26 protein-coding genes are annotated in these 25,089 nt (G+C 36.8%); 17 read left to right on the top strand and 9 right to left on the bottom strand.

Annotation, left to right across the window (positions count from 1 at the left end):
* The first annotated feature begins 30 nt into the window (after window positions 1-30).
* The 3 genes from KI343_RS00860 to KI343_RS00870 all read left to right on the top strand — a co-directional run bounded on the left by KI343_RS00860 (window position 31) and on the right by KI343_RS00870 (window position 3,205).
* A complete protein-coding gene (locus KI343_RS00860; protein ID WP_212924537.1) occupies window positions 31-762 on the top strand; it encodes a PRC-barrel domain-containing protein in 732 nt (243 codons plus the stop codon).
* Window positions 763-1,217: 455 nt separating this feature from the next.
* Window positions 1,218-1,961: an RNA polymerase sigma factor SigI gene (gene sigI / locus KI343_RS00865; RefSeq protein ID WP_212924538.1), complete on the top strand. Its 744-nt coding sequence runs from the start codon at window positions 1,218-1,220 to the stop codon at window positions 1,959-1,961.
* On the top strand, window positions 1,958-3,205 hold the full coding sequence (locus KI343_RS00870) for an anti-sigma-I factor RsgI family protein (protein ID WP_212924539.1): 1,248 nt from the start codon (window positions 1,958-1,960) through the stop codon (window positions 3,203-3,205). Before sigI ends, KI343_RS00870 begins: the two co-directional genes overlap by 4 nt.
* A 158-nt stretch (window positions 3,206-3,363) precedes the next feature.
* Here the strand turns inward: KI343_RS00870 and KI343_RS00875 are convergent, their stop codons facing one another.
* Window positions 3,364-3,609, bottom strand: a complete 246-nt coding sequence (locus tag KI343_RS00875) for a YhdB family protein (protein ID WP_374705403.1) — start codon at window positions 3,607-3,609, stop codon at window positions 3,364-3,366.
* 195 nt (window positions 3,610-3,804) lie between these two features.
* Here KI343_RS00875 and KI343_RS00880 point away from each other — a divergent pair, with 195 nt between their 5' ends.
* The 3 genes from KI343_RS00880 (at window position 3,805) to KI343_RS00890 (ending at window position 6,456) form a co-directional block, all read left to right on the top strand.
* Window positions 3,805-4,398, top strand: a complete 594-nt coding sequence (locus KI343_RS00880; RefSeq protein ID WP_212924540.1) for a YhcN/YlaJ family sporulation lipoprotein — start codon at window positions 3,805-3,807, stop codon at window positions 4,396-4,398.
* 395 nt (window positions 4,399-4,793) lie between these two features.
* Entirely contained in the window at window positions 4,794-6,155 is a 1,362-nt protein-coding gene (locus tag KI343_RS00885) for a dipeptidase (RefSeq protein ID WP_212924541.1), read from the top strand.
* Window positions 6,156-6,312: 157 nt separating this feature from the next.
* A complete protein-coding gene (locus KI343_RS00890; RefSeq protein ID WP_212924542.1) occupies window positions 6,313-6,456 on the top strand; it encodes a YjcZ family sporulation protein in 144 nt (47 codons plus the stop codon).
* Between the two features lie 74 nt (window positions 6,457-6,530).
* Here KI343_RS00890 and KI343_RS00895 read toward each other — a convergent pair whose 3' ends face one another.
* Together KI343_RS00895 and KI343_RS00900 are read right to left on the bottom strand one after the other, a co-directional pair.
* Window positions 6,531-8,174: a hypothetical protein gene (locus tag KI343_RS00895; RefSeq protein WP_212924543.1), complete on the bottom strand. Its 1,644-nt coding sequence runs from the start codon at window positions 8,172-8,174 to the stop codon at window positions 6,531-6,533.
* The gene (locus tag KI343_RS00900) at window positions 8,164-8,889 is read right to left on the bottom strand and encodes an ABC transporter ATP-binding protein (protein ID WP_212924544.1); all 726 of its coding nucleotides are present in this window, start codon (window positions 8,887-8,889) and stop codon (window positions 8,164-8,166) included. Before KI343_RS00900 ends, KI343_RS00895 begins: the two co-directional genes overlap by 11 nt.
* Window positions 8,890-9,228: 339 nt before the next feature.
* Between KI343_RS00900 and map the strand changes: the two genes are divergently transcribed.
* Complete coding sequence (gene map / locus KI343_RS00905; RefSeq protein ID WP_212924545.1) at window positions 9,229-9,981, top strand: type I methionyl aminopeptidase; 753 nt, start codon at window positions 9,229-9,231, stop codon at window positions 9,979-9,981.
* Window positions 9,982-10,037: 56 nt separating this feature from the next.
* Here the strand turns inward: map and nhaC are convergent, their stop codons facing one another.
* The gene (nhaC, locus tag KI343_RS00910) at window positions 10,038-11,405 is read right to left on the bottom strand and encodes a Na+/H+ antiporter NhaC (RefSeq protein ID WP_212924546.1); all 1,368 of its coding nucleotides are present in this window, start codon (window positions 11,403-11,405) and stop codon (window positions 10,038-10,040) included.
* Window positions 11,406-11,866: 461 nt separating this feature from the next.
* Here nhaC and KI343_RS00915 point away from each other — a divergent pair, with 461 nt between their 5' ends.
* From KI343_RS00915 to KI343_RS00940, 5 genes are all read left to right on the top strand, one after another.
* On the top strand, window positions 11,867-12,571 hold the full coding sequence (locus KI343_RS00915) for an AzlC family ABC transporter permease (protein ID WP_212924547.1): 705 nt from the start codon (window positions 11,867-11,869) through the stop codon (window positions 12,569-12,571).
* Window positions 12,568-12,873, top strand: a complete 306-nt coding sequence (locus tag KI343_RS00920; protein WP_212924548.1) for an AzlD domain-containing protein — start codon at window positions 12,568-12,570, stop codon at window positions 12,871-12,873. The genes KI343_RS00915 and KI343_RS00920 overlap by 4 nt, the downstream gene beginning before the upstream one ends.
* A 171-nt stretch (window positions 12,874-13,044) precedes the next feature.
* Window positions 13,045-13,488 (top strand): GNAT family N-acetyltransferase, encoded by a 444-nt coding sequence (locus KI343_RS00925; protein WP_212924549.1) that lies wholly within the window; start codon window positions 13,045-13,047, stop codon window positions 13,486-13,488.
* A gap of 68 nt (window positions 13,489-13,556) precedes the next feature.
* Window positions 13,557-14,102 carry an HAD-IIIA family hydrolase gene (locus KI343_RS00930; RefSeq protein WP_212924550.1) on the top strand — a complete coding sequence of 182 codons (546 nt, stop codon included), beginning with the start codon at window positions 13,557-13,559 and terminating at the stop codon, window positions 14,100-14,102.
* Between the two features lie 517 nt (window positions 14,103-14,619).
* Window positions 14,620-14,919 (top strand): hypothetical protein, encoded by a 300-nt coding sequence (locus tag KI343_RS00940; RefSeq protein WP_212924551.1) that lies wholly within the window; start codon window positions 14,620-14,622, stop codon window positions 14,917-14,919.
* A gap of 1,278 nt (window positions 14,920-16,197) precedes the next feature.
* Here KI343_RS00940 and KI343_RS00945 read toward each other — a convergent pair.
* Window positions 16,198-17,079 (bottom strand): cation diffusion facilitator family transporter, encoded by an 882-nt coding sequence (locus tag KI343_RS00945; protein WP_212924552.1) that lies wholly within the window; start codon window positions 17,077-17,079, stop codon window positions 16,198-16,200.
* A 358-nt stretch (window positions 17,080-17,437) separates the two neighbouring features.
* On the opposite strand from KI343_RS00945, the gene KI343_RS00950 reads away from it, so the two are divergent.
* Window positions 17,438-17,674, top strand: coding sequence for a hypothetical protein (locus KI343_RS00950; RefSeq protein ID WP_212924553.1), 237 nt, complete (start codon window positions 17,438-17,440; stop codon window positions 17,672-17,674).
* A gap of 155 nt (window positions 17,675-17,829) precedes the next feature.
* On the top strand, window positions 17,830-19,140 hold the full coding sequence (locus tag KI343_RS00955; RefSeq protein ID WP_212924554.1) for an MFS transporter: 1,311 nt from the start codon (window positions 17,830-17,832) through the stop codon (window positions 19,138-19,140).
* Window positions 19,141-19,212: 72 nt separating this feature from the next.
* Here KI343_RS00955 and KI343_RS00960 read toward each other — a convergent pair whose 3' ends face one another.
* Complete coding sequence (locus KI343_RS00960; protein ID WP_212924555.1) at window positions 19,213-20,127, bottom strand: zinc dependent phospholipase C family protein; 915 nt, start codon at window positions 20,125-20,127, stop codon at window positions 19,213-19,215.
* Between the two features lie 160 nt (window positions 20,128-20,287).
* On the opposite strand from KI343_RS00960, the gene fumC reads away from it, so the two are divergent.
* Window positions 20,288-21,673, top strand: a complete 1,386-nt coding sequence (gene fumC / locus KI343_RS00965; protein ID WP_212924556.1) for a class II fumarate hydratase — start codon at window positions 20,288-20,290, stop codon at window positions 21,671-21,673.
* Window positions 21,674-21,794: 121 nt separating this feature from the next.
* Entirely contained in the window at window positions 21,795-21,989 is a 195-nt protein-coding gene (locus KI343_RS00970) for an alpha/beta-type small acid-soluble spore protein (protein ID WP_212924557.1), read from the top strand.
* 63 nt (window positions 21,990-22,052) lie between these two features.
* On the opposite strand, the gene KI343_RS00975 is transcribed toward KI343_RS00970, so the two are convergent.
* Together KI343_RS00975 and KI343_RS00980 are read right to left on the bottom strand one after the other, a co-directional pair.
* On the bottom strand, window positions 22,053-23,150 hold the full coding sequence (locus tag KI343_RS00975; RefSeq protein WP_212924558.1) for an ABC transporter ATP-binding protein: 1,098 nt from the start codon (window positions 23,148-23,150) through the stop codon (window positions 22,053-22,055).
* A 120-nt stretch (window positions 23,151-23,270) separates the two neighbouring features.
* On the bottom strand, window positions 23,271-24,170 hold the full coding sequence (locus KI343_RS00980) for a PucR family transcriptional regulator (protein ID WP_244856636.1): 900 nt from the start codon (window positions 24,168-24,170) through the stop codon (window positions 23,271-23,273).
* A gap of 182 nt (window positions 24,171-24,352) precedes the next feature.
* Between KI343_RS00980 and KI343_RS00985 the strand changes: the two genes are divergently transcribed.
* The gene (locus KI343_RS00985; RefSeq protein WP_212924559.1) at window positions 24,353-24,700 is read left to right on the top strand and encodes a YlbF/YmcA family competence regulator; all 348 of its coding nucleotides are present in this window, start codon (window positions 24,353-24,355) and stop codon (window positions 24,698-24,700) included.
* A gap of 58 nt (window positions 24,701-24,758) precedes the next feature.
* On the opposite strand, the gene KI343_RS00990 is transcribed toward KI343_RS00985, so the two are convergent.
* Window positions 24,759-24,944 (bottom strand): YhzD family protein, encoded by a 186-nt coding sequence (locus KI343_RS00990; RefSeq protein WP_212924560.1) that lies wholly within the window; start codon window positions 24,942-24,944, stop codon window positions 24,759-24,761.
* Between the last annotated feature and the right edge of the window lie 145 nt (window positions 24,945-25,089).

The raw sequence follows: 25,089 nt of genomic DNA on the forward strand, positions 1-25,089 counted from the left end.
AACAATAAAACCTTTTACGGAGGTGTTTTCATGTTTCTAAGTTCTACATTAACAAATTTAAATATTTATGCACTGGATGGAGAAATTGGAAAAATAAAAGATTTATACTTTAATGATGAATGGCAATTACGCTTTATTATTGTCGATACAAGAAAATGGCTGCCAAGTAAGAAAGTTCTTTTACCTTTTCATGTAAAACAAGAAATTAATATGAATGAAGGCTACATGAAGGTGGATAGGGATAAGGAAACGATTCGAGAAAGCCCCAAAGTTCCAGAAAATGATAATTTAATTTCTTCCTATCAAGAGGCGGTTGTAGACTATTTTGGATGGAATAGTTATAAAGAAAATGCTGTTTTAGACTCAGATCATGGTCCAATGAAAACAAGTGAAAATGATGCAGCAAATCAAAGCGTTGTACCGCCTGAACCTGATTTAGAAGCACCTGAAAAACAAATGGATAATCTTAGGAGTATAGACGAATTTATAACGTTTAGAGTACACGCTAAGGATGGGAAAATTGGTACGATAGATAATGTTATCTTAACGGAAGGTGGAAAAATACAATATCTTGTTGTCAACAGCAATGAGAGTTATGTAGAGAATAATTTGTATCTTTATCGGACGGACCAAGTAACTTCAGTAGATTGGTTTGAGAAAGATGTATATATAGACGATTCAGTGGAAGGATTTGAACAGGCAACGCCATTTAAGAACGAAGAGGAAGTATTTTATCACTTAAATCAAGCTAAAGTTGATTAGTGCGCAAAAATAAATATACCAAATAAAGGCATTTTATCGCTTATCAGGCAAAGATAAGCGGAAAATGCTTTTTTTGTTAATGCTGTGTTTATGGGGTTTTTGGCTTAGGAGAATAAAAATCTAATTATGTGACCTCCAATCTGTCTATGAGTTAAGAACTATTCTTAAATTTAGTTTACAAAGTTGTCGATTTTCGTCATATTAATTTAAATGAAATGTTATTCGTTTGTGAAGTAACTGTTTTAAAGATAGGGTAGTATTGGTGGTATAGCATGGAAAAGCATGCATATATACTACCAATACGCTAACCAATAATATAAATAAAATGAAAGACAAAAATGGTGATTATTAGATATGAATACAATGAACAGAAAAAAACATGATATAAATATAGATTCAAAACCCGAAAAAATAATAACAAATTCGAATTATATAGCCGTAGGGGGTCTCCAAAAATGATGATGACGAAGCAATTAACAGATACCCCTATTGAAGAAAAAATAGAAGCAATTCAGGCAGGTGATATCGTATTACAAAATGAACTACTACAGACTTATAAACCGTTTATCGCTAAGTGTGTTTCAGAGGTGTGCAAACGTTATATTGATCCGAAGAAGGACGATGAATTCAGTGTTGGATTAATGGCATTTAACGATGCTATTTTTTCCTATAAATCGGATAAAGGCAGTTCCTTCCTATCTTTTGCAAAGCTTGTTGTAAAAAGAAAAGTAATTGATTACATCCGCTACCAACAAAAGCGTCTCCCCCTGTTGTCTTTAGATGAGATGAATGAGGAAGAACAGATGGAAAACCCTCTTGTTATTGCTGCTGCAAAGGAAAAGCATCAAACGGAAGCAGAGAACGTCCAAAGGAAGGAAGAAATTATTTTATTTAGGGAGAAGTTAAAGACCTATCGACTTACACTGGAAGAATTGACGAAGGTATCACCTAAACATAGAGATGCTAGAGAGTCCGCCATAAGAGTAGCTTACATCTTATATCAGGATACGCAGTTAAGTGAATATGTCTATCGCAAAAAGAAGCTGCCAATTAAAAAATTATTAAAGAAAGTAGAAGTAAGCAAAAAAACATTAGAACGGAATCGGAAGTTTATTATAGCTATTTTTATTGTTTTGAGTAACGAATATGTTTATCTTAAGGATTACCTTAAGGACTACCTCAAGGATGTGAAGGAATGAAAAAAGGAATTGTGATGGAAATCCATCGCAAATATGCCATTTTACTTTCTAAAAATGGTGGTTTTGAGAAGGGAATTATTTTAACAGAGAAAGCAGAAGTAGGCGATGAAGTTATATTCCGGCCGATGTATAAAACCTCGATTTTAGATAAATATTGGGCAAAGTTTCACATATCCATAAGAATATCGGCAATGGTTGTCTTGATCCTGCTGCTAGTGGGCTATCCTCTGATTAAAGCATGGAATGATAGTGAAATACACGCCTACGTGGCTATTGATATAGATCCTAGTATTGAACTGGAAGTCAACGACGATTTAATCGTAACAAATGTCAGTGCACTAAATGAATCTGCAGACCAATTGATAGAAGAGGTAGAAGAACTCGAGCATGAGCCTGTCAATCGTGTTTTAGCCAATATTGTCGATGAGAGTGAAAACCAAGGTTTTGCAGATCATAAAACAATGCTGTTAGGAATTAGTTCTGAGGATAAAGAAAACACAGAGGAACTCCATTCGGAAATCACCCCATACATAGAGTCACTCCCGGATTGGAATGTTTCTACTTTGGTTATTCCAGAGGAAATCCATGAACTTGCCCAAAATCAAAATAAATCAATGAATGAAATGATGGCTCTTGAATTAGCAAACAGGGATGTAGAACAAGTGGATTCCACTAAGACAGACTCAGAAGATTGCGCTATTATTGATTTTTTTTATGGACAAGATAAGTCTGGCTCGGAGATAGATGATTCTACTGATGAAAAAGAAAAAATCCCGTTTAAACAACAAGAAAATAATGAGAATAGAGATGGTAAGCTGAACGTAGAGGAAGAGAACGCACAAGATCAACAAACGGATACAATTCAAGAAGAATCAGATATCAATCTGCAGCAGGATCAGCCTATAAAAGATGATAAGCCCAAGTTGGCCCAAGGGTTAGATAAGCCATTAGAATCGGAAATGCCTAAAGATATAGAAAGTGTTCAGCAAATAGAAGCGGGTGAATCTGAATTTGAAGAGAAAACGGAAGATCCGTTTAAGGATAATGGCACACCTGATACCGGCAAAGAATTAGAAAATATAGATACCCTGCAAGACCATTATAAGACAGAGCCTTCCCTGCAAATAGAAACAGAAGAGCTGGAGGAAAGTGGTTTCAATTTGAACTCAAAAGAACTTGCTCAAGATCAAGAAATGGAAGATGTAGAACAGGTAACTGAAATAGACGTCAAGGTCTTGGTGTAAAGGAAAAGTTGCGTCGTTAAAAACCCATGGCAAATGCCGGTAAAGATGGCGAACGGTTCCATGGTCCATAACTTCGGCTTGGTTCTGTTTGAGGATTTTTAGAAAAAAGCAGATACAAGCCGGTTTATGACTGGCATCTGCTTCTCTTACAGGTTTTATTATTCCATATCATACATCCATGGACTGCTGATTTGAAGGGCATGTTCTAAATAATAAAGTAGCATATCGTGGGATTGGTTCACGTTTTTTTGACTTAAGGAATGATGATAATCGTGAAGGAATCGCTCAATTTTTTTAGCGAGTAAATCATCGTCTGTTCGTGACATTAATAAAAATAAATTATCCCACTGACCCCAAATGGTGTAATATAGTGCTTTGTCGTAGTCAGGTATCTCGGGTATCAAAATTTTTCACTCCCTTACGAAAGAAGGAATTTTAAATTGTGTTGAGGTAAGGTGCCTCGTTTATATCTTCTCCATTGTTCATGAAAAACTCTCTCTTACTTTCATGGTGTGTTTTCCATAAATTAACGCATTCTTTTTGCATATTTCCTTACCTGATTATCCATAATAAAGGCAAATAGGTAAGGAGGAATGAAAATGAAATTACGTTTATTTACGGTTTTAACCGTGCTAATGATGGTCTTAGTAGCTTGTCAAAATACGGATAATGATGGAGATACAAATCCAGATAATTCGAATGGAAATGTAGAGCCGACACGATATGAAGGTAATAATAATAACACCAGTGATAATTTAGGAAACCGTGACCGTGACTATATGATGAATCGGGAAGCGGATCGTGGTGGTGAACATAACCGTGATATGGATTACAATGTATCTAAAGAAGCTGCTGAAAAGATTACAAATGAGATGGACAATATTGATAATGCGTACGTGTTAACTACGGATAATAATGCCTATGTAGGAGCAAATTTGGATATTGAAAACGATAGAAATAATAACAACAATAACGATAGCAGTATGGAGGTTACGGATGATATAAAGAATCAAATCGCTGATATTGTGCGTTCCGTCGACCCTTCAATTGATAACGTGTATGTCACATCTAATCCAGATTTTCTGGACCTAGCAGACAATTATGTGAATGATATGGATAATGGCCGTCCAGTGGAAGGCTTCTTTGACCAAATTGGCGGTATGATTGACCGTGTCTTCCCAGATAGAGAATAGTATCGGGCATATTTCGCTTATTTAATGTAACGAACGAGTTCTCTTCAAAATATTTTAGGATAAAAATCCAATTCTCTTACTTTATAGAAGGGGTTGGATTTTTATCTTTGGCAACTTCTTTTAAAGGAGTAGGTTTCCGAATATTTGTGAATCCCTTTAACTATCTAACGGGTAGGCCGGAAATCTCTGTGCTTTAACTACTTGCATTTTTCATGTATGATTAGAACAGATACAGTGCCAAAAATAGGGGCTCATCCATACATTTATCACCTCAAACTTTGCGGAAAATTACCACGTGGATTCCTGTGGAAAACGTAAGGCTCTTCGGAGGCAATGTCACTATCGTCGTTTTCGTTACAACAATGTCTAGTTTAAAATTAGGGAGGAAAAGTGTAATGAGTGAAAAAGCAATTGCTTATCTTAAAGAAAATCAAGAACTGTTATTGCAAAAACTATATGATTTTTTAGCTATTCCAAGTGTGAGTACAGATCCTGCCCACAAAGAGGATATACATCGCGCTGCGGAATTTTTAGTTACATACTTGAATGATATCGGATTTAAAGGTGCAGAAAAAATAGAGACAAAAGGCCATCCGCTTGTTTATGCGGAATATATGGAAGCGGGTCCGGAAGCACCAACCGTTTTACTCTACGGGCATTATGATGTTCAGCCAGTTGATCCAATTGATTTATGGGATAGTAAACCATTCCAGGCAGAAGTGCGTGATGGAAGAATTTACGCTCGTGGATCCAGTGACGATAAAGGTCAAACATTTATGCATCTTGCTGTATTTGAAGCATTTTTAAAAACAGAAGGAAAATTGCCAATGAATGTAAAGGTTTGTATTGAAGGAGAAGAAGAGATTGGAAGTGAAAATCTTTATGAGCTTCTTCAAGAAAAGAAAAATACATTTCAAGCAGATTTTGCGGTTATTTCTGATTCTGGTATGGCGGAGAAAAATCAACCAACAATTTTATATGGCTTAAAAGGATTTACAGGGATTGAAATCACCTTAACAGGGCCAGATCATGATCTTCACTCAGGTATGTACGGAGGTGCAGTTCGAAATCCACTGATGGCGATGAGTCATCTGCTTGCGTCCATGAAAGATGAAAATGAAGTGATTACTGTAGATGGTTTTTATGATGGGGTAGAGGATTTAACTTCACCAGAAAGAGAATTAATGGAAAAAGCACCAGGCGAAGATTTCGTAAAAGCAACAAATATACCAGAAACTGTATCCGAAAAAGGTTATACAGCGAAAGAACATACAATGGGCAGACCTACATTAGAAGTGAATGGTTTATTTGGAGGATACCAAGGAGAAGGTACGAAGACAATTATTCCTTCTACTGCAACCGCTAAAATTACTTGTCGTCTTGTTCCTGGTCAAGACCCGCAAGATGTGCAAGAGAAATTAGTCAATCACGTCCATAAACATGTCCCATCAGGTGTTCACGTACATGTTGAAAAAGAAAAGCTCTCAGCGAAAGCTTATAAAGTAGAGCCAGACCACCCGTTAATCAAAAAAGCAGCGAAAAGCTACACAAAAGCGTTTGGAAAAGAAACAGTTTTCCTAAGAATGGGAGGGTCTATTCCTGTTGTGGAATGGTTAGAGGCCACTTACCAATACCCAATTGTACTTTTAGGTTTTGGTACACCAGAGGATCGCTTACATTCACCTAATGAAAGCTTTCCATTAGACAGCTTCGAAAAAGGTATGGAAACTTTAGCTTATTATTGGAGTGAGCTATAAGCCACTTTTAATGCGCAATCCATACTGCTCTTTGAACATGTAGAAAAAGGAAAAACTTAGGAATCCCAAGCGTATATTAAAAAAAATGGTCATTCGCCTTCCCAATTTGAACGAAGCTGCATAAGTTAAAGTAGTTCAGATAGAGGAGGTTATACACATGGGTAGAGAAGAATGTTGTGAGGAACGTCAAAGCTTCGGCTCAGCGGGCTTTGCGTTATTAGTTGTGTTATTTATTTTGTTAATTATTATTGGGACTGCATATTCTGGCGGTCATGGCTACACGGGTGGTTACTACTGCTAATCTGTTATAAAAAACAAAAGCTTACTTGGTTGTGAAGCCGAGTAAGCTTTTGCTTTGTTATACATGCTTATCTTTTATCCCGTTTCAATATTCTGCAAGGTTGTTAATTTTATTTTTTTACTTAGGTAGCCCTGTACGATACAAGTTAAAATAAGCATGATTGATCCTAAAATAAGAACTGTTGGATAAAAACTGGTAATATTTGCTTTCCAAATGATGATAGTTAGGATTCCAAAAATAGCTGTTTGCGCAAGCGAAAGGAGAAAGAGAATATATCTTCCTTTAAATAACTCCTGTTCATCTGTCCAATGGAGTTTGGGATGATAGAGATCTATCATAAAATTAATCATGGTGGATAACCAATTATACACCAATGCAATACAAATCCAGCTGACTAATATATGCCAAGGAATATGGATATAAACTCCGACTGCAACCATGATGATAAAAGGAATAATGGTAATTGCATAAGCGACAAACAACTTCGCGTAAATGATACTTTTAAGCGGAATAGGTAAAAATAAATTCAGCTTCTGACTGGCTCCATCTCTTGAAATAGCAGTAGATGCAGTAACATTCCCGCTTAACATAACAATGGACAGCATAAACAGGATCAGCAACAGCTTCTTATCTGAAGTGGTCTGTGTAAGGGTAGATAACCCTTCTGAAGTATCCAAAAATAAAATAATGGTTAAGAATATAGGAAAAAAGAATGTCTGTACCACACATTGCATTAGAAAAACAGGAGTGCGAAGGATAATCTTTATTTCTTTCCGTATATATGTTTTGCGAATGGCGCGCTGCTTTGTTAATTTACTGGACGCTTTATCGGATAACGTTCCCATGCTTCCGGAACTCATTCCTCTAACGCCTTTAAGGTAAAAACGCTGACCAGCTACTACAAAAAGGAATACACTAATGGCAAAGATACCAATAACACTGATAAGAAATAAGAAGCCGAACCAGCTGCCAGCAAAGTGAAGACTGCTTGCGCCAAAATATGCTGGTGGATAAATCACTGTCACCATACGCAGTAAGCCTTCTTGTTCTTGCATGTAGGTAGTTAACATGTCGACTAAAGCCGCTTCATCCATGTTCAAACGCACTATCACGTTAATGAAAATAATAAATAGTAAGGAACCTATCCCCATAAAGATTTTGGAACGATCTTTATTTTTCGCGATATTTACATAACGCATTATAAACATAAGAATCATTGCAGCCACGGCAAATGGAATAGCGGGAAAAATGATAAATAAAATGAAACCATAGATATAAAATAATAATGGTGCGTTACTTATGCTTCCATAAATAAATAAAAAGGGAAGAAAGAGTAAAGCAGACAATAAATAATTATAAATTAATGGATTCGCAGCTTTTCCAATAAGTAATTGATATGGATGTAACGGTAATGGAATGTAGGCTGTAATATCATCTGAAAAATAAAATGCTGATAGAATCATAACAATAGAAAGGATGAAAATTACTGCTGCGAGAACGAGAAGCACGAAACCAAGCAGTAAGCTTTCCTGGTTTACTTCCGCTAGAAAATGATAGGCAGCCGCAATGATGGAACTTATCCCATTAAGGAGTATCATAAAAAATGGGACTAACATAACGGCAAGAAAGATATATATCCATGCATTGCTGTGCTTTCCCGCAGAGGTATATTGCATTTTTAACATAGTCCATGTAACAGTCCATGTATTACGCATCATTCGTCAACTCCAGAAATACATTTTCAAGAGACTGATCGGTTTGGTATTCTTTTTGCAGTTGTTCGATGGTTCCGTAAAATAAAAGCTCACCATGGTTAATAATAGCTACTTCATCACACAGCTGTTCAACGACTTCTAGCCCATGACTAGAAAAGAAAACGGTATTTCCCTGATCGGCATGGTCCCGCATCATTTGTTTTAAAGTATAAGACGACTTCGGGTCTAGACCAGTTAATGGTTCATCTAAAATCCAAATACTAGGGTTATGCAATAATACCGCTGTCACCATAATCTTTTGCCGCATACCATGAGAATAACTCTGGATATAGTTTCCTAGGGCATGATCAATCGAGAATTGTTCCGAGTAGTATTTGATTTTTTCTTGGCGGATGTCAGTAGGAACCTGATAAATGTCTGCAATAAAATTAAGGTATTCTAATCCTTTTAATCTTAAAAAGATGTCTGAACGGTCAGGTACAAACCCGAAAATTTGTTTTGCCTTTAAAGGCTCCTTTTCAATATCAATCCCGTTCAAGGTAATTGTACCTTTATCAATTGGTAGGATTCCTGTCATCATATTGATTGTAGTCGATTTCCCTGCGCCATTTGGTCCTAAGAAGCCGACAATCTTGCCATCAGGGATGGTTAGTGTTAAATCTTCAATAATTTTATGATTCCCATCAAATGTTTTACTAATATGAGTTATTTCTATCAATGGATAACCTCCTTTTTCAGTCCTTTATCCGATTTTAAATCAAACAATAAATATATTTTAAGCTTATCGTTTTCCTTACTCTCTAGCAACCCTTGTATCAAAAAGAAATTGATTTTAAGTAAGAAGTTTTCCTGAAATAAAAAATGTCATTTGGCTCACATTGAAAGCAAACGACGATCCTAAAATTGATTTTTCATTTTCCGAAGCAGGGTAAGATACTGTTCGTTTCATTACGGTTGTGTTAAAATTTACAATGGATTATGGATACAAAACGTTACGTTTAAATAAGTATATTCCAATAGAGTACAGTGTATATAGAGCATGGAAAGGAAGAAAAAAATGATAAATAGAAAAAGTAAACGAGAGATACAACAAATGCAGGACGCGGCTGATATACTAGTAGCAACGCATAAAGAGATTGCTAAGCGCATAAAACCAGGTGTGACAACATTAGAGTTAGACGCATTTGTAGAAACGTTTTTAGAAAAACATGGTGCAACGCCTGAACAGAAGGGTTATAATGGCTATCCTTATGCAATCTGCGCTTCTGTAAATGATGAAATCTGTCATGGATTTCCAAACGATGAGCCGTTAAAAGACGGGGATATTGTAACCATTGATATGGTTGTTAATTTAAATGGAGGTTTAGCTGATTCAGCATGGACATATGCAGTAGGAAATGTGGATGAAAAAGGTCAAAAACTGATTGAAGTAACAAAAGAAGCATTATATAGAGGAATTGCTCAAGCTAAACATGGTCATCGTTTAGGTGATATCGGCCACGCTATTCAAACTTATGCAGAGGGGGAAGGTTTTTCTGTTGTACGTGACTTCACTGGTCATGGCATTGGACCTACTATTCATGAAGACCCCCACGTTCCCCATTACGGCTTGCCAAATAAAGGGATCCGTTTAAAAGAAGGTATGGTTATTACGATTGAACCGATGCTTAACGAAGGCGATTGGCATAGCAAGATGGACGATAATGGCTGGACTGCAAGAACGGTTGATAAAGGCCGTTCTGTACAGTTTGAACATCAAATTGTTATCACAAAAGATGAGCCAATCATTTTAACAGAGCAGGACAAATAATTATTCTGAAATAGAAAACCCTAATGATCATTTTAATGAGTCATTAGGGTTTTTTCTTATTGTCTTTTAGCAGTTCTTGCACCAAATAGAATCGTAATTACTGGGCTTAATAAGCAGAAAAACGCAAATGGCAAGTAAGTAAGTACTGAGACTCCTAAGACGTCTGCGATAAACACACCACATACACTCCAAGGTACAAGAGGATTAATAACTGTCCCTGCATCTTCTAAAGCTCGAGATAATGCTTTTCTGGTTAACCCTGCCCGCTCATAAATCTGTTGAAACGTTTCTCCGGTTAACAGAATAGATAAATACTGCTCTCCGATAAACGCATTTACACCAATTGCTGTAAATGCAGTGGAAGCAATAATGGACCTTGTTCTTTTAAGCCGTGCTTGAAGTGCCTCAAGTATGGTAGGCAGAACACCTGTAACAAACAATAAGCCCCCAAAACTTAACGCAAGGAGTACAAGGGCAATAGTGAAAAACATGCTTTCCAGACCGCCTCTGGTAATTAATTCATTTACAGGTTCAAAGTTGGAGTTTCCAGTATAACCGCCAAACCAAATTCCAGGAATATCGCTTAAAGAAAATTTATTCACAGCAATAGCGAGGATACTAGCAATCACGCTGCTAATCGATAACGATAAGAAAGCTGACAACTTAAAAACAGTGCAAATAATTAAGATGATGATTGGAATCCAAGAACTCCAATGAATTAAGCCTGTAGCATGTAAAGCATCCTGGTACTGTACAATATTATTATCAGCATATGATTTGCTTGGTGATAAAATAGCAAAAGTAATAAACGATATCATAAATGCAGGAATCGTCGTTAAGCTGATATGTTTAATATGCTCAAATAAATCGACTCCGACAATCGTGGAAGCTAGGTTAGTTGTATCAGATAAAGGGGACATCTTATCACCAAAGAAAGCTCCAGAAACAATAGCCCCAGCAGTAATTGCTAAAGATGCATCCATAGCACTTGCCATTCCCATCAATGCAACCCCCACTGTTGCAGTTGTCGTTAGGGAGCTCCCTAAAGAAATGCCAATAATCCCTGTAATAGCAAATACAATAGCATAGAACCAAGTCGTCGAAATGATAGATAAACCTGTTACCATTAGAACAGGAATGGTACCGCTGATCATCCAGCTGCTGATTAAAATGCCGATAATAAAGAATAAGAATACTGCTCCCATTGCAGAACTAGCGCCTAAACTCATCGCGTTTTGCAGGGATTGGTAGCTGATTTTATTCCATAAACCATAACCGATTAAAATAAAAATAGCGATCAGAATTGGTATATGTGGCGCAGCTTCCAGTCCAATCATAAAAAAGCTGATAATACCTATAATTATTATTAAGAAAATTATCGAAACCGCTAGTGAGGGATGATGTTTTGCTTTAATTGAATTCATCTTTTCATTTCCTCCTTTGAAGTTACATGCAGTGCTATTCATTTCTATAAAAAGGGAACATGGAGCGTGATTTTAACATTTTTATTCAATAAAAAAACTTCGCCCCCCTAAATAGGGACGAAGTATCTCCGCGTTACCACCCTAGTTGATGCACGATAAGCACATCCACTTTATTACCATGACAAGTATGAATACAAAGTCTGTAATTCAATTCATTATATACCAAGGTTTTCACCAACCACCTTGTCTCTAAAAACTGTTCTATAATGATCTACTGCGGACTTTCCTGTCAAAATGATAGAATTGTTATTAATGACTATACAATTAATTTACTTGTATTGTCAATATAGATTTAAAGGTAATTTCTAATAAAAGCTTTCTAACCGGAAGAGAATCTTATATACTAATATCAAATTAGAGAATGGAGGGGGATTAGAGTATTGGAAGGGGAAGTACATAATATGACACGTAAGCAAAGCGTGAAAGAAGGAGTAATGACTGGCTTGCCAATCATGTTTGGATACTTACCAATTGCAATTACATATGGTGTATTAGCAAACCAGATTGGTATGAGCATGGGAGAAATTGTTTTTATGAGCGTTGCTGTTTATGCGGGGGCGTCCCAGTTTATGGCAGTAAATATGATTGCACTGGGAACCGGTGCTCTGGAAATTATTTTAGCTACATTTGTTTTGAATTTTCGCCATTTTATCTTGAATTTATCTATTCTTAATACATGGCGACCATTAAACTTGAAATGGAAAATACCTTTATCTCTTGGAGTGACAGATGAAACTTTTGCCGTAGCTTCTATGAACAAGGAAAGGGCAAAAGAAGCACATGCTGGAATGTTTTATACAGCATTATTACTGGTAGCTTACGTTTCATGGGTAGTTGGTTCTTTTATTGGAGTATTGCTAGGAGAAGTTATTCCGCCTGCACTAAGTCAAAGCATGGGGATTGCTTTATACGCCATGTTTATCGCGTTACTCATCCCCTCTGTGAAAAAAGAACGACGCGTTGGTTTAATTGCCATTGTCGCTATGTTTATTCACTTTATTTGTATTCAACTCGGTATGAGTACAGGATGGGCAATTATAATGGGCACTATCTTCGGAGCAGGTCTTGGAATAGTTTTATTTCCTCGTGAGGAGGCGAGTGTATGATTTTTCTATTAATAATTGGGATGTCGCTCGTGACGTTACTACCGCGCTTAATCCCTGTGTTTATATTGGAAAAACTTGAATTTAAGCCGTGGGTAAATCGATGGTTACAGGCAATTCCTTATGCGGCATTAGGAGCTTTGATTTTTCCGGGTATTTTAAGCGTCGAACCAGATCGGCCGTATTTTGGGTTGATTGGCGGTTTGGTTGCGGTATTATTGGCATGGATTGGAATAAATATTGTACTTGTTGTTATCGGAGCGATTGCTACAGTGTTTTTATTAACGATTTTTATTCCTATGTAATGAATGCGGAGGGAGGAATTGAATGGAAGTGGAAGTGTTATCCGTATAACTATTTTATGGAGAAGTTATTTTACTAAAGGGGTGAAGAGTTGGGGAACCCAGATTAAACTGTATATCACAAACGGGCCAGATTGTGGAGAAAAAATTCATTAACTGAAGGGGGAATTTCAAATGGAAATATATCAAGCTACAACCGAAGATTTAGAAGGTGTATCAAGTTTATTTAATTCATATCGTATGTTTTATGAACAAACATCTGATTTTGAGGGGACGAAAAATTATATAAAAGAGCGTTTAGAAAACGAGGACTCTGTAATATTCGTTGTTAAAAACGAGCGAATTTACGCAGGATTTATTCAGCTTTACCCCACATTTTCATCAATATCAATGAAAAAAACATGGATATTAAATGATCTGTATGTTGATTCAGAAGCAAGAAAACAAGGGATAGGAGAAATGCTTCTACATATGGCGAAAGAACATGCCGTTAAGACAGGTGCTAAAAGCATTAGCCTAAGTACAGCGCCGGATAATTTTTCTGCACAGAGATTGTATGAGAAAAATGGATATGAGCAAGATTCCCAGTTTTATCATTACGAATTAAGTTTGACATAATAGTTGCCTGATACATTATTTAATTTGCAACGTGTGTAATATAAAAGTTTAAATTTAGGGGGATAAGTGTGAGACAAATAGAGGCAATCTTTTTAGATCGAGATGGAACAATTGGTGGCGATGATACAGTTCATTATCCAGGTGATTTTGAACTTTTCCCATACGTAGAGAAGGAAATCAAGAGGTTAAAACAAGATAATATAAAAATTTTCTCATTTACAAATCAACCCGGAATTTCAAATGGTTCAGCTAAAAGACAGGATTTTGTACAGGAATTAAAAGGTTTTGGTTTCGATGATGTATATATATGCCCACACAGACATGACGAAGGGTGTTCCTGCCGAAAGCCGAAAACAGGTATGTTAATCGAAGCACAGCAAAAACACAATTTGACGCTTGAAAACTGTGTCGTTGTAGGAGACCGCTGGAGTGATATAGTTGCTGCAGCAAAGATGGGAAGTATCAAAATCCTTGTTAAAACCGGGGCTGGAAAATCTTCACTAAATGAGCATTTCGATAAATTAAATGGCGTAAACATTGATTACATAGCCAATGATTTGAAAGACGCTATAAGTTGGTTGTATAGTAATTTTATTCTAAGCAATAGAGCATAAAGCTTATTCCATAAAAGGGCGCAATTCTTGAATAAGGATTAGCTCCCTGTATTGCAGAATCGAGCCAGATTGTTGAGGAGAAATTTAGAAAGAAAAAATGAAGGTGGGATGAAATATGATTGATGCTGGTTGGCTTAACATCGGCAGTTTGATACTTGGATTAGTAGCTTGGATAATTCCTATTATTAATCTTACGGGAGATAAAAAAACAGAAGAATAAGAAATGGATTGCTCTTTCCATTATCAGTTTCAGCGCTTGCGCTATCGCGATATGTTTACAAATTTTTTATAACCTTCACTTGGTAAAAGTTGAAGACTGGGTTGCTTTGATGGATACAATGGATGCTGTAGCTTTTGCTTCAGCAATATTTGTCATTGTTACCATTTTATTAAATGTACTTACGTTGATTTTATATCGGGATAGGGTCGCATTGTAAAACAACCGGGCGCAATTCCGGAATAAGGCCAAGCGCTCGAATTGTACTTAAGAGCCACTTAATGAGGGAGTGTGAGTAGAGTGAGAACATTATTAGAGTTAATTCGTATTATTGTTATATTTGGTTTACTTGGCGCCTTAGGTTGGGTTGTTATAAGAAATATTTATACAATCAATGAAGCTACCGAATCCTATTCATGGCTCGGGGCATTAGCAATATTAGTTTTACTATTTGTTCTGTACAGAAACAAGTTACAATTTTCTGGTTGGTATAAAGGTGAGGGTAGAAATAAATTGCCAAAGAAAGTTTCCATTACACTTATTGGTGTTTCTGTAATACTGATTATCTCACCATTTGTATTAAGTTCACTGTTAAGTTAAAGGGAGCGCCAATCGTATAGTGGGTCCTTCTCAATCGAGCCATATTATTGAGCGGTAGGAGGGAATTTAAATCGATAATAAAGAACTGAAACAATTTACATTAGTTAATGTTATTGAAAGGAAAATACACTTCACAAAAACAAATACTATATTTAATAAAAAAGACTTTGAAGATAATAATGCAGGTGAACTGCTGGCTTACAATGAACTTTTGGCGGACGTCAAAGGAATGAATGAGAATGAATTTGTAAGTAAGTACCTACGGGTAATAAATGTACTTTCTCAGCAATTTGGAAATGAGAAATTTAAGGATGAAAAAGAAATAAACAAATTGTCTGGATATAATAATGCGATTGTATCTGTCCTAAAGTGTATAAACCCAATTTATGAGTACGATTTAGAGGATTAGTTCACTTGAAAGTTTTATACAACACAAGGTAAAATCGCTCGAAAAAAAGTATATGCGCTCCAACCCGGTGTGGGTGCGCTCGAAAAAGAGTATATAAGCTCCAACCCAGTGTGGGTGCGCTCGAAAAAGAGTATATGCGCTCCAATCCAGTTTGGGTGCGCTCGAAAAAGAAGTAATGCACTCCGGACCAGTGTGAGGCGCTCGAAAAAGAGTATATGCGCTCCGAATCAGTGTGGATGCGCTCGAAAAAGAGTATATGCGCTCCAACCCAGTGTGGGTGCGCTCGAAAAAGAGTATATGCGCTCCAACTCAGTGTGGGTGCGCTCGAAAAAGAGTATATGCGCTCCAACCCGGTGTGGGTGCGCTCGAAAAAGAGTATATGCGCTCCAACCCAGTGTGGGTGCGCTCGAAAAAGAGTATATGCGCTCCGAATCAGTGTGGGTGCGCTCGAAAAAGAGTATATGCGCTCCAACCCAGTTTGGGTGCGCTCGAAAAAGAAGTAATGCACTCCGGACCAGTGTGAGGCGCTCGAAAAAGAGTATATGCGCTCCGAATCAGTGTGGATGCGCTCGAAAAAGAGTATATGCGCTCCAACCCAGCGTGGGTGCGCTCGAAAAAGAGTAATATGCGCTCCAACCCAGTGTACAGCGCGCAGCGAACGCATGTGAGGGATTATTTTTTATGGTTTTTGTCAGACATAATAAACGTCACCAACATCCCGAAGGATATCATTCGAGTTAACCACTAACACTCCTTAGCAAGCATCACCCTTTCTTAAAGTCTCATGTATACATAAATAAAACGAACATTTCTTTAGAGTTTTCGAGATGCGAAATCCTCGGAGAAACGTTCGTTTTATTTCTTGTCAATCATTCTTTGTCTTTTTCATAGGGTTCAATGTGAATTAATGCGTGTGAGATTCCGTATTCTTTGTAGAGATAGTCTTCAATATGTTCGGTGATTGCGTGACTGTCAGCTACATTTAATGTGGAATCCACTAGGATGGTTATATCTAACAGCTCTTGATTTCCGTGAATCCGTCCCTTAATATCAGCTACATCCTTTACATTGTCGAATGTGCTTATAGCCTCCTTCATTTGGTCCAATTTCTTATAATCAAAACCATCTGTTAACGTAATGGTGGAATCTTTAAAAATATCCCAGGCTGTTTTACAAATGATTAGTCCCACTAATATAGCTACGGCAGGATCGAGCCAAAACAGTCCAAACTGAGCACCAATAATCCCTACAAAAACACCGATACTTACAAAAGCATCTGAGCGATTATCCATTGCTGCGGCATAAAGAGCACTGCTTTGTATTTTTCTAGATAAATTCAAGTTATAACGATAAACGCCTAACATAATAACAGAAGCAAATAGGGCTACCCATGCTGTTAACATATCTGGCTGCATATAGTTAGAGAGATAAAGCGACTGGCTTGCATTAAATATAACTTGAATTCCAATAAGCATCATAATAAACGCTGCAAATAAAGAAGCGATACTTTCTGCTCTGTAATGCCCATATCGGTGAACAGAATCTGCTGGTTTTCGGGAAATTTTTAATCCTACTAGTACAGCAATCGAAGCGATAATATCTGTAAAGTTATTTAACCCGTCTGCATGAAGGCCATCCGAATTTCCGATAGAGGCAATATAGAGCTTCAACACAGCTAAAAATATGTAAGCAATAATGCTTAACCAAGCCCCTTTTTCTCCAGTTTTTAAGTTTTCATTATGATTATTCATATTTATCCCACCATATTTCATTTTCATCTTATTTTTCAGGGTTCTGTGCATTCATCAAGATAGCTTATATAGTCTACCAAATCTCCTATCGGTGGGTCTAGAGAAACATAAAAGACCTTGGGAAGAGTTATTGAGAGTTGTAAGCATATTTTCCTTAGGGAAACATTCCTTGCTTTGTCAGTATTTGTTGTTTCCACTTACTTTACACGTTAGAAAAGTATAACCAGAAGGGAAATAGATAACCCCATGAGAAAATAAGATGACCCAGCAGATAGATTGGACAATAGAGTTGTTTTTATCGTTGAAATTTATTGATAATTTGTGCATAATGGGAAAAAGGCTTAAGGGGGAAACTTCCATGAAACAAGAAAAAATTGTTTATCGCTTTTTTCAGTATGTAGGAGAGCCGATTGTTGCAAGAAAAGAGCTGTCGTTTGAAGATCAGCTGTATGCACAATTATTATTAGATGAGCTTTGTTTTAGCTGGAATAAATCTTGCTTGGAAGAAGAAATAAACCAGGCCATTGAAACAAATAATTATACGAATTTCAAGAAATATAGTGAAGTTTATAAACAATATGTATGGGAAGATTAATGAATTTTTTCTCAAAGGTGTAGGGTGCTTGGAATAAGCGTACCTACGCTTTTTATTGATTGATTTCTGAATAATAATTAAATTCTTATTTGTTTCATAAATAGATAGGATTAGCCGAATAAATCGATTATAATGCAAGTAAGGGGGGAGATAAGATGGATGCAAAGTCGAGAAAGAAAATACAGCGCAGTTGGATGATGTATGACTTTGGGAATTCTGCATTTGCAACAACCATTATGGCAGCAGTACTTCCTGTCTATTATTCAACCGTCGCTGCATCTGGTCTAGATGATCATTTAGCTACCAGCTATTGGGGTTATTCACAATCTATCTCTGTATTAATCGTTGCAATTCTTGCGCCAATTCTCGGTGCTATCAGTGATTTTTCAGCAGCAAAGAAAAAGTTTCTTCGTTTTTTTGCATTTATGGGGATTACCGCAAGTATCTTGATGATATTTATAAGTGAAGGGGATTATTTACTCGCTTCTATCCTATTTATTATTGGTTCGATCGGGTTTTCTGGCGGTAATATATTTTACGACGGCTTCTTGCCAGAGATTGCGGAAAAAAAAGAGATAGACAAAGTATCTTCAGGCGGTTTTGCCTATGGATATATTGGCGGTGGTGTTTTATTGGCTATTAATGTCATGATGATCTTAAATCCATCGTGGTTTGGACTGCCAGATACAGAAATGGCTACGAGAATATCCCTTGCTTCTGTAGGGGTGTGGTGGTTTATTTTTACAATACCATTGCTTAAAAACATTAAAGAAGAGAAAAAGCAAAACGAAGAACGGACGAAATCATATGTATCTATTGGATTTTCACGAGTAGGAAATACCTTTCGGGAAATGAAGCAGTTCAAACAGCTTATTATTTTCTTAATCGCTTTTTGGCTCTATAATGATGGTATTTCAACGATTATTCGAATGGCCACCGTCTATGGAAGTGAAATAGGTATCGGTCAAAATGACTTAATTATTGCCTTATTAATAACTCAATTTGTTGGTATCCCATTTACTTTCTTTTTTGGTTGGTTAGCGACAAAAATTACGGCAAAGAGAGCATTGTTTATCACCTTATATGTTTATTTGGGCATTGTTATTATTGGGTTCTTTATGAATACCGCATTACATTTTTATATTTTAGCGATTGTGGTAGGGATGGTCCAAGGTGGAGCTCAATCATTGAGCAGATCTATATTTGGTCGAATGATTCCGACTGGAAAGCATGCTGAGTTTTTTGGGTTTTATGGTATTTCGTCCAAATTTGCAGCGGTTATAGGGCCATTTGTATTTGCACTTATCGGACAGCTAACCGGGAATAGCCGTTTAGGAATCTTGTCTCTTATTTTCTTCTTTATTATTGGGATTATTCTCCTGAAATACGTGGATATCGACAAAGGGGTGGAAGAGGCTAAAAGAGCTTCTGACAAAAATGAAGCAATAGAAATACGTCCCCAATAATAATGGGAGTTAATGACAAGGACACATGTTATTTGATTCTGGTAGTAGGAAATAACATGTGTCTTTTCCTTTCTATACGATTGGTACACTAAAACGATTTTTAAAGTTATTTGCCAGATGTGTCCCTGTATCGTATGAAATATTACTGATGCGTCGATTCAATTGCTTTTTTGTAGATTCTGTAGGGTCATTCCAATAGTCTGTAACAACCGGAAGCACACTAACAATATCGTCTAGAGCAGTTGTATACAATTCTTCAAAGCTTTCCGCATGTATCTCCCCGGTAGCAGAATGAATCCAAGGTACCTTTTCTTCATTAAGATAATCGATATTTTCGTTAACCGGCCGATGGGAATAGGACTGAATAAATGGCTTTAGCAGCTTGTTTTTCCATCCAGACGGATCAGCAAAAAGTTTTTGAGCAACAATCATATCTTGATAAGCAGTTTGAATATCTGATAGCTGATATGACAGGCCAGGATAAAATTTACGAATACTCGTATCTAATAGTTGTGAAATTTCAGTCGGTAACGTTTTGCCTACATCAATTTCTATATACGCCGGATGCTTCCAAAGTTCCATTTGCCGATGTTTTAAAGCCATCTTTGTATCAATGATGGTTTCTAACTTTTGATGCTTGCTTCCTTTATATCCAGCACAATAATGGATGTAGGGGTGCGTGTGGCGATCAAGAAAATGATGTGTCAAAAACCCCATCACGTAGGCTTTTGTCTCGTCAGATGCTTGTTGTGCTTTCTCAATAAGATACATTAAAAAAGGGCCGCATTTTTCTGTATGCAATGCATTGCCAATTGACTGTCCAACCTTTTGATTAGAAAGCCATGGCCAGAACCGATAATAAAAGAAAGGGTCGGGTCCCTGTGCTCCTAAGAAAAGAGCTTGTCTATTGGATGAATTGTGTAAATTACTGGATAATGACGTACATGCATCTTCAACGAAAAAAATATGGGTCCAAATATTTGGCAAGATTCATTCCGCCTTTCTTATTGTATGAAACATAGGGTAAAAGCTCGTGAATTTAAAAAAATGAAGTTTCTTGTATCATATCATGAAAAAGAAATCGAAAAAAATCAAAAAATTTGATACACTAGATATGGATTCAGGAAAAGCTCAAGGAGGAATCAGGATGGATTATCGCATAGAAAAAGATACGATTGGGGAAATCAAGGTCCCTGCAGACAAATATTGGGGAGCGCAGACACAGCGCAGCAAGCAAAACTTTCCGATTGGCCAGGAAACAATGCCTGTAGAAATTATTAAAGCGTTTGCAATATTAAAAAGAAGTACAGCAATTGCTAATTTTGAGCTGGGCTTAATGGAAGAAGAAAAAGCAGAAGCCATTAAATATGCTGCTGATCAAGTATTAGCAGATAAGTTAAATGACCATTTTCCATTGGTGGTGTGGCAAACAGGAAGCGGTACACAATCCAATATGAATGTGAACGAGGTATTGGCATATGTAGGAAATGAATGGTTAAAAGAGCAGGGAAGTGAATTAAAACTTCATCCAAATGATGATGTGAATAAATCGCAAAGCTCCAACGATACATACCCTACTGCAATGCATGTTGCAGCTGTATTAAAGCTGGAAGATACCGTATTGCCTGCCGTTAAGCAATTAATGGATACGTTGGAAGAAAAGCAAAATAGATTTGCGGACATTGTAAAAATTGGCAGAACACATCTTCAGGATGCGACGCCATTGACATTAGGACAAGAAATTAGCGGCTGGCACCGCATGTTAGAAAAATCATATACCATGATTAAAGAAAGCAACGAACACTTACGCGAACTTGCGATTGGCGGAACAGCTGTAGGAACTGGATTGAATGCACATCCAGATTTCTCAGAAAAAGTTTGTGGGGCGATCTCGGCATATACTGGAAAAACATTTAAATCTGCGAAGAATAAATTCCATGCGTTAACAAGTCATGACGAGACAGTATACGCACACGGTGCTTTAAAAGGGTTAGCAGCTGATATGATGAAGATTGCCAATGATGTTCGTTGGTTAGCAAGCGGTCCTCGCTGTGGTATTGGAGAAATAACAATTCCAGCAAATGAGCCAGGCAGCTCCATTATGCCTGGAAAAGTAAACCCAACTCAAAGTGAAGCAGTGACCATGGTTGCTACGCAGGTTATGGGGAATGATGCAGCAATTGGATTTGCTGCGAGTCAAGGGAATTTTGAATTAAATGTGTTCAAACCAGTAATTGCGTATAACTTCTTGCAATCCAGTCAATTACTCGCTGATAGCATCGTCTCATTTGACGAACGTTGTGCTGTTGGAATTGAAGCGAACTTAGAGCAAATCGAGAAAAACCTGCATGGTTCCTTAATGCTGGTAACAGCTCTGAACCCGCATATTGGTTATGAGAATGCAGCTAAAATCGCAAAAACAGCATTTGCAGATAATGCAACATTAAAAGAAACAGCAGTTAAACTTGGCTTATTAACTGCGGAACAATTTGACGAATATGTAAAACCAGAAGAAATGACACATCCAAAATAACAAATATTAGAGGAATGCTGAATCTTATATTGGGATTCAGTATTTCTTTTTTTGTTTCCAAAAATTAGTTATCATAAGATGGCTAAAAATGCAGAAGATATTTGTACAGGAGGTGATAAACATGGCTAACAACAACTCAAACCAATTAGTAGTGCCTGGAGTACAACAAGCTCTTGATCAAATGAAATATGAAATTGCTCAAGAATTTGGTGTAAACCTTGGTGCAGATTCAACTTCTCGTGCTAACGGTTCTGTAGGTGGAGAAATCACAAAACGCCTAGTTCAGACTGCTCAGCAACAAATGCATGGTCAATAATTTTACTAATCAAATAAAAATGGCTAAAAAGGGGAGCTTTCATAAGCTCCCTTTATCAATGCATTAACGGATGCGCTGTTCATTATCCTTATCAAAGAAGTGTACTTTATTCATGTCGAAGGATAAATCTAGTTCATCGCCACCTTGTACATCTGTACGAGAATCAACACGTGCCACAAATTCTTGACCATCGACACTGGAATAAAGAATAGACTCTGCCCCCATTAACTCAGCAACTTCAATCTTCGCTTTAATCTTTGAGTCAGGAGATGCTTCCAAGAAGACTAACTCATCATGAATATCTTCAGGACGAACCCCAATAATAAGTTCCTTTCCTTCATAACCTTGACTGCGCAGAGGTGCCAGCTTCGGTTCTGGTATCAAAAATGTATTGTCGCCAATGTAGAATTTGTTACCTTTCAGCGTTCCGGTAAAGAAATTCATAGACGGTGAGCCAATAAATCCGCCAACAAAAATGTTCTCTGGTAAATCATATACGTCTTTTGGCGCGCCGACTTGCTGAATAACCCCGTCTTTCATAACGACTAATCTCGTAGCCATAGTCATTGCTTCCGTCTGATCGTGTGTTACGTAGATCGTTGTAGTTTGCAGACGCTGGTGAAGCTTTTGGATTTCTGCACGCATTTGCACACGTAATTTTGCATCCAAGTTTGATAAAGGTTCATCCATTAAGAATACTTTCGCATCACGTACAATGGCTCGTCCTAATGCGACACGTTGTCTTTGACCGCCAGAAAGCGCTTTTGGTTTACGGTCTAAGTATGCTTCTAGGCCTAGGATTTTTGCTGCTTGGTCTACGCGCTGTTTAATTTCCTCTTTTTTGAATTTCCGCAGTTTAAGACCGAATGCCATATTATCATAGACGCTCATATGCGGATATAATGCATAGTTTTGAAATACCATCGCAATATCACGGTCTTTTGGAGCGACATCGTTCATTAATCTATCATCAATGTAAAGCTCCCCGCTGGATATTTCTTCTAATCCAGCAATCATCCGTAATGTGGTTGATTTCCCACAGCCGGATGGACCAACGAATACAATAAATTCTTTATCCTGAATATGTAGATTGAAATCCTGTACTGCGACAACGTCTTTATCATATTTCTTTTGAATATGCTCTAATTTTAACTCTGCCATTTTTACTTTCCCCCAATTGTTTGCAATCAATAGAATAACACCTAAAATGAAAGCGCTTTTTGTAACTGATTTCAGTTTATCGAAAAGGCATTGAAAACAAAATAGAGAATTTGCACAAAATTAGTCATGGAAATTGTGCATATTTGCTAAAATGGCTAAATAAACAGTGAAGGCTTTATCCATTTGCTTTATATCAATGCCTGTACTTTCAAAAAATTTATCGAGCCGATACTGCAGACTATTCCTGTGAATGTATAATTTTTTAGCTGTTTCAGAAACATTTAAATTACACTGGATGAACATGTGAATGGTTTCTATGGCTTCTTGATCTGTTGTGAATTCCTTTAATATCCATTCACTTAAATGTTGTTGTTGTTTAGAAGAGAGAATTTCAATAAGAAAAGAAGGGTATGCTTGGGTATACTCCACTACCCCGGTATCCATTTTTTGAAAGCTACTTTCCGCCATTTGTGTTATTTGTTGAATATAGTCTTCTAAATCTTTATCATTTTCCAAGTAAGGCCCAATAAAGAAAGTCGTCTTTACGTATAGTTCACTCATTAATGTATCTGCAATATGATGATATGTTAAGCCCTCTGCTAAAAAACTGCCTCGGTCCTCAATAATAAATCCTTCATTTCCGTTATTCCATAGAATGACCAGGTCACCCATAAAAAATTGTTGCAAAGTTTGTTTAAAAATCGCAGCCTCGAATTGGCCTTTTACAACCTGAAAAAAGATAAAACGGTAGCGTCCCTCTTTACCGAGGTGTTTATTTCTTCTTACCCGTATCCGTTTTTCCCATTCTTTCTCTTTTGGTGTTTGGGCTGGTAAATGAATTTGATAAGCTGTAAGAAAGGTTCCTAAAAGCATTTTATCTCTTTCTGTTATCTCCTTTTTATCAATGCCAATAATTGTATTATCTAATTGGTACCATAGATAGTTAGAATCTATTTCCTTTTGATTTTTTGGAAGGGTTGTCATACTAGGGAAAAGTCTTTTCAAACGTTGTAAATTCAATTTTATCCCACCTTGAAGTAAGTCTGTTTCAATTTATATTCTCTATTTGATATTTCCTCTTCATTATACTATGAAGTTAACAACCTGAAGTTATTTTTTATAAACATTTAGAAAGATATGGCTATACATACGTTAATAGCTTTGTTATAGTAGCAAGAGAAAATGAAGGAGGAATTTATTTAATGGCAAATTTACAAGATCAAGCAAACCAATTGGAGCAAGCATTACGTGAGAGCGAAGAATTTCAAGATTTAAAACAAGCATACGATGCAGTGATGAGCGATGCTTCCGCAAAGCAAATGTTTGAAAACTTTCGCGATACACAATTAAACTTACAAGAAAAACATATGCAAGGCTTAGATATTTCGGAAGAAGAAATTGAAAAAGCACGCCAGGTTGTTGAGACTGTCCAACAACACGAAGCAATCTCTAAGTTGATGGAAGAAGAGCAAAAGTTAAACAACGTAATCAATGAAATCTCACAAATTATTACAAAACCATTAGAAGAACTTTATGGATCCGCTGAGTAAGAAAAACTGATGGAATAAATACCCCGCCGTTGCATCATTTTGCAGCGGCGGGGATTTTTTAACGATGAAATAGAACTAGCTTAGCATTTGGATTTACACAGCGATGCGTATGTTCTGTATAACCTTCTTTATGAAGTTTTTCTGTCCCAATTTCTTTTGCTTCTGAATCAGTGGAAGCGTTAAACTGCTCATCAAGTAATTTTTCTCCAGTCTTTGAAAATACCGTTAAATAATACGTGCCCATATTTTAACCCTCCTTTATTTTGAAAGCGTTTTAACTATTATTGTAAACCATTCTGAATAATTACTGCAATTAATATGAAGTAGAATTCATTTATGAAAAAGAAGATTTACATATAGAGGCAAGGAAGTTAGCATGGTATCATGAA

It is taken from the genome of Oceanobacillus sp. J11TS1 (assembly GCF_018333215.1).
In the GTDB taxonomy this organism is placed as follows: Bacteria; Bacillota; Bacilli; order Bacillales; family Amphibacillaceae; genus Oceanobacillus.

Bases quoted from the DNA above. Each gene is read 5' to 3' on its own strand.
- KI343_RS00955 (WP_212924554.1), top strand. From the start codon at position 17,830: ATGGATGCAAAGTCGAGAAAGAAAATACAGCGCAGTTGGATGATGTAT.
- KI343_RS00870 (WP_212924539.1), top strand. From the start codon at position 1,958: ATGAAAAAAGGAATTGTGATGGAAATCCATCGCAAATATGCCATTTTA.
- KI343_RS00880 (WP_212924540.1), top strand. From the start codon at position 3,805: ATGAAATTACGTTTATTTACGGTTTTAACCGTGCTAATGATGGTCTTA.
- KI343_RS00860 (WP_212924537.1), top strand. From the start codon at position 31: ATGTTTCTAAGTTCTACATTAACAAATTTAAATATTTATGCACTGGAT.
- fumC (WP_212924556.1), top strand. From the start codon at position 20,288: ATGGATTATCGCATAGAAAAAGATACGATTGGGGAAATCAAGGTCCCT.
- KI343_RS00925 (WP_212924549.1), top strand. From the start codon at position 13,045: ATGGAAATATATCAAGCTACAACCGAAGATTTAGAAGGTGTATCAAGT.
- KI343_RS00895 (WP_212924543.1), bottom strand. From the start codon at position 8,174: ATGATGCGTAATACATGGACTGTTACATGGACTATGTTAAAAATGCAA.
- KI343_RS00890 (WP_212924542.1), top strand. From the start codon at position 6,313: ATGGGTAGAGAAGAATGTTGTGAGGAACGTCAAAGCTTCGGCTCAGCG.
- KI343_RS00945 (WP_212924552.1), bottom strand. From the start codon at position 17,079: ATGAATAATCATAATGAAAACTTAAAAACTGGAGAAAAAGGGGCTTGG.
- KI343_RS00970 (WP_212924557.1), top strand. From the start codon at position 21,795: ATGGCTAACAACAACTCAAACCAATTAGTAGTGCCTGGAGTACAACAA.
- KI343_RS00950 (WP_212924553.1), top strand. From the start codon at position 17,438: ATGAAACAAGAAAAAATTGTTTATCGCTTTTTTCAGTATGTAGGAGAG.
- map (WP_212924545.1), top strand. From the start codon at position 9,229: ATGATAAATAGAAAAAGTAAACGAGAGATACAACAAATGCAGGACGCG.
- KI343_RS00985 (WP_212924559.1), top strand. From the start codon at position 24,353: ATGGCAAATTTACAAGATCAAGCAAACCAATTGGAGCAAGCATTACGT.
- KI343_RS00915 (WP_212924547.1), top strand. From the start codon at position 11,867: ATGACACGTAAGCAAAGCGTGAAAGAAGGAGTAATGACTGGCTTGCCA.
- KI343_RS00920 (WP_212924548.1), top strand. From the start codon at position 12,568: ATGATTTTTCTATTAATAATTGGGATGTCGCTCGTGACGTTACTACCG.
- KI343_RS00990 (WP_212924560.1), bottom strand. From the start codon at position 24,944: ATGGGCACGTATTATTTAACGGTATTTTCAAAGACTGGAGAAAAATTA.
- sigI (WP_212924538.1), top strand. From the start codon at position 1,218: ATGATGATGACGAAGCAATTAACAGATACCCCTATTGAAGAAAAAATA.
- KI343_RS00885 (WP_212924541.1), top strand. From the start codon at position 4,794: ATGAGTGAAAAAGCAATTGCTTATCTTAAAGAAAATCAAGAACTGTTA.
- KI343_RS00975 (WP_212924558.1), bottom strand. From the start codon at position 23,150: ATGGCAGAGTTAAAATTAGAGCATATTCAAAAGAAATATGATAAAGAC.
- nhaC (WP_212924546.1), bottom strand. From the start codon at position 11,405: ATGAATTCAATTAAAGCAAAACATCATCCCTCACTAGCGGTTTCGATA.